The sequence below is a fragment of the Polaromonas potterensis genome (genome assembly GCF_033446725.1).
Taxonomy (GTDB): Bacteria; Pseudomonadota; Gammaproteobacteria; order Burkholderiales; family Burkholderiaceae_C; genus Polaromonas.
This window is the reverse complement of record NZ_JAWQLX010000012.1, coordinates 102,501-106,813: the sequence shown is the minus strand read 5'-3', so window position 1 is coordinate 106,813 and position 4,313 is coordinate 102,501. Positions and strand designations below refer to the sequence as shown.

The window sequence follows — 4,313 nt, the reverse complement described above, 5'->3', positions numbered from 1 at the left end:
CTTATCGGCTGTAAATTTTTAATGATCCTGACTACTTCCTTAGCAGCTTGCTGCTTCGTTTTCGTCGGTAGCTGTAATCAGCTGAGCCTCAAATTATATACCGGATTTTTCATCTCGGTCAACTTCTTGAAACTTTTAATTTTCACACTCGCTGGAGAGTAAAAATTAAAAACATCACAGTTTACAGATAAGAAATCTTGATGCAAAAAGCAAAGCCTGTACCTTAGGAAAGAAAACGCCCAGCTGACATCAGCTGGGCGTTTCTTGCTGTAAGAGCCTGACAATGTCCTACTTTCACACGGGAATCCGCACTATCATCGGCGCTAAGTCGTTTCACTGTCCTGTTCGGGATGGGAAGGAGTGGTACCAACTTGCTATGGTCATCAGGCATAACTTGTTGACAACTTGTTCATGGAACAAGTCATCGGATTCATAGAGTAAATCAGCTTTTATTTAATGTCTTACTCTCTTGCGAGAGCAGTATTTTGAATGCGTCACTTGGGCATAACAACCTTGAATCTAATCAAAGTTATAGGGTCAAGTCGCACGAGCAATTAGTATCAGTTAGCTTAACGCATTACTGCGCTTCCACACCTGACCTATCAACGTCCTGGTCTTGAACGACTCTTTAGGGGGCTCAAGGCCCCGGCAGATCTAATCTTGAAACGAGTTTCCCGCTTAGATGCTTTCAGCGGTTATCTCTTCCGAACTTAGCTACCCGGCAATGCCACTGGCGTGACAACCGGTACACCAGAGGTTCGTCCACTCCGGTCCTCTCGTACTAGGAGCAGGCTTCCTCAAATCTGCAGCGCCCACGGAAGATAGGGACCAAACTGTCTCACGACGTTTTAAACCCAGCTCACGTACCTCTTTAAATGGCGAACAGCCATACCCTTGGGACCGGCTACAGCCCCAGGATGAGATGAGCCGACATCGAGGTGCCAAACACCGCCGTCGATATGAACTCTTGGGCGGTATCAGCCTGTTATCCCCAGAGTACCTTTTATCCGTTGAGCGATGGCCCTTCCATACAGAACCACCGGATCACTATGTCCTGCTTTCGCATCTGCTCGACTTGTCAGTCTCGCAGTTAAGCACGCTTATGCCATTGCACTATCGTCACGATGTCCGACCGTAACTAGCGTACCTTCGAACTCCTCCGTTACACTTTGGGAGGAGACCGCCCCAGTCAAACTGCCTACCATGCACTGTCCCCGATCCAGATAATGGACCTAGGTTAGAACCTCAAACACACCAGGGTGGTATTTCAACGTTGGCTCCACCGAGACTAGCGTCCCGGCTTCAAAGCCTCCCACCTATCCTACACAGATCTGTTCAAAGTCCAATACAAAGCTACAGTAAAGGTTCATGGGGTCTTTCCGTCTTTCCGCGGGGAGATTGCATCATCACAAACATTTCAACTTCGCTGAGTCTCAGGAGGAGACAGTGTGGCCATCATTACTCCATTCGTGCAGGTCGGAACTTACCCGACAAGGAATTTCGCTACCTTAGGACCGTTATAGTTACGGCCGCCGTTTACTGGGACTTCAATCAAGAGCTTGCACCCCATCATTTAATCTTCCAGCACCGGGCAGGAGTCACACCCTATACGTCGACTTTCGTCTTAGCAGAGTGCTGTGTTTTTAATAAACAGTTGCAGCCACCGATTTTTTGCAGCCTCATTGGGCTCCCCAAGTAAATGGTTCACCTACTAAAGGCACACCTTCTTCCGAAGTTACGGTGTCAATTTGCCGAGTTCCTTCTCCTGAGTTCTCTCAAGCGCCTTAGAATACTCATCTCGCGCACCAGTGTCGGTTTGCGGTACGGTCGTGTGTAGCTGAAGCTTAGTGGCTTTTCCTGGAAGCAGGGTATCACTCACTTCGTCTGCAAGCAGACTCGTTATCACTCCTCATCTAAGCCCGGCGGATTTGCCTACCAGGCACGACTACAAGCTTGAACCAACATATCCAACAGTTGGCTGAGTTAACCTTCTCCGTCCCCACATCGCACTACACATCGGTACAGGAATATTGACCTGTTTCCCATCAGCTACGCATCTCTGCCTCGCCTTAGGGGCCGACTCACTCTACGCCGATGAACGTTGCGTAGAAAACCTTGCGCTTACGGCGAGGGGGCTTTTCACCCCCTTTAACGCTACTCATGTCAGCATTCGCACTTCTGATACCTCCAGCAGGGTTTACACCACCACCTTCACAGGCCTACAGAACGCTCTCCTACCACGTGCAATAAATTGCACATCCGCAGCTTCGGTAACTGGCTTAGCCCCGTTACATCTTCCGCGCAGGACGACTCGATCAGTGAGCTATTACGCTTTCTTTAAATGATGGCTGCTTCTAAGCCAACATCCTGACTGTTATAGCCTTCCCACTTCGTTTCCCACTTAGCCAATTTTAGGGACCTTAGCTGGCGGTCTGGGTTGTTTCCCTCTTGAGTCCGGACGTTAGCACCCGGTGCTCTGTCTCCCAAGCTGTACTCGTCGGTATTCGGAGTTTGCCTTGGTTTGGTAAGTCGCCATGACCCCCTAGCCAAAACAGTGCTCTACCCCCGACGGTAATACTTGAGGCACTACCTAAATAGTTTTCGGAGAGAACCAGCTATTTCCAAGTTTGTTTAGCCTTTCACCCCTATCCACAGCTCATCCGCTAGTTTTGCAACACTAGTCGGTTCGGACCTCCAGTGCGTGTTACCGCACCTTCATCCTGGCCATGGATAGATCACTTGGTTTCGGGTCTACACCCAGCGACTGAGACGCCCTATTCGGACTCGGTTTCCCTACGCCTTCCCTATTCGGTTAAGCTTGCCACTGAATGTAAGTCGCTGACCCATTATACAAAAGGTACGCAGTCACCCCTTTCGAGGCTCCTACTTTTTGTAAGCACACGGTTTCAGGATCTATTTCACTCCCCTCCCGGGGTTCTTTTCGCCTTTCCCTCACGGTACTAGTTCACTATCGGTCAATGATGAGTATTTAGCCTTGGAGGATGGTCCCCCCATATTCAGACAGGATTTCTCGTGTCCCGCCCTACTTTTCGTTAGCTTAGTATCACAAGTTTCTTTTTGCATACGGGACTATCACCCACTATCGTCAGCCTTTCCAGACTGTTCTGCTAAGAATCTTGCTATCACTAACAGGCTTCTCCGATTTCGCTCGCCACTACTTTCGGAATCTCGGTTGATGTCTTTTCCTCGAGCTACTGAGATGTTTCAGTTCACCCGGTTCGCCTCGCATACCTATGTATTCAGTATGCGATACCTTTCGGTGGGTTTCCCCATTCAGAAATCTCCGGATCAAAGCTAATTTGCCAGCTCCCCGAAGCTTATCGCAGGCTATCACGTCTTTCGTCGCCTATCATTGCCAAGGCATCCACCATGTGCTCTTATTCACTTGACCCTATAACTTTGATTTCTCAAAGAGATATACAAGGAATGTGTCTGGTCTTTCACCAAACGCGTTATGCCGTAATCTTCAAACGTGAAGTCTGAAGTTCATTTTGACGCAATCAAAATTTCTATTAAATGTCACTAGCGGCACGGTCTGCACTAAACCTTTACGAATGTGCAGTTTCCGCTAGCAACGCTGATTTAACTCTATGAATTTTTAAAGAACAGCCAATAATTGATATAAATCAATCAACACAAAGCATCCTTAAAAAAGATGCTTTGCATTAATTAAATACGTCCGAGATAAGTTGGTGGAGGATGACGGGATCGAACCGACGACCCCCTGCTTGCAAAGCAGGTGCTCTCCCAGCTGAGCTAATCCCCCAGGAATCAAAACCGCTTCAAACCTGATTTGGTGGGTCTGGTTGGACTCGAACCAACGACCCCCGCCTTATCAAGACGGTGCTCTAACCAGCTGAGCTACAGACCCTCTGAATTCTCTAAAGAACCTGAAGGTAGCACCAATTAGATTGATGACCAATGCTGTTGTTTAAGACAACAGCCGATAAGAATGGGCGTAAGAATTTGATTGCATATTTCCAGAAAGGAGGTGATCCAGCCGCACCTTCCGATACGGCTACCTTGTTACGACTTCACCCCAGTCACGAACCCTGCCGTGGTAATCGCCCTCCTTGCGGTTAGGCTAACTACTTCTGGCAGAACCCGCTCCCATGGTGTGACGGGCGGTGTGTACAAGACCCGGGAACGTATTCACCGCGACATTCTGATCCGCGATTACTAGCGATTCCGACTTCACGCAGTCGAGTTGCAGACTGCGATCCGGACTACGAATGGTTTTATGGGATTAGCTCCCCCTCGCGGGTTGGCAACCCTCTGTACCATCCATTGTA

General features: G+C 48.8%; 2 tRNA genes and 3 rRNA genes (1 of these 5 only partly in view). All 5 read right to left on the bottom strand.

The features are described 5' to 3' along the window. Positions 1-275 precede the first annotated feature (275 nt). A 5S ribosomal RNA gene (gene rrf, locus R6254_RS19385) occupies positions 276-388 on the bottom strand. A 145-nt stretch (positions 389-533) separates the two neighbouring features. Further along, positions 534-3,412 (bottom strand): 23S ribosomal RNA (locus tag R6254_RS19380). A 299-nt stretch (positions 3,413-3,711) separates the two neighbouring features. Next, positions 3,712-3,787, bottom strand: a tRNA-Ala gene (locus tag R6254_RS19375). A 28-nt stretch (positions 3,788-3,815) separates the two neighbouring features. Then, a tRNA-Ile gene (locus tag R6254_RS19370) sits at positions 3,816-3,892 on the bottom strand. 113 nt (positions 3,893-4,005) lie between these two features. After that, positions 4,006-4,313 (bottom strand): 16S ribosomal RNA (locus R6254_RS19365) (it continues 1,223 nt past the right edge of the window). The 16S, 23S and 5S rRNA genes sit together here with 2 tRNA genes alongside, the layout of an rRNA operon.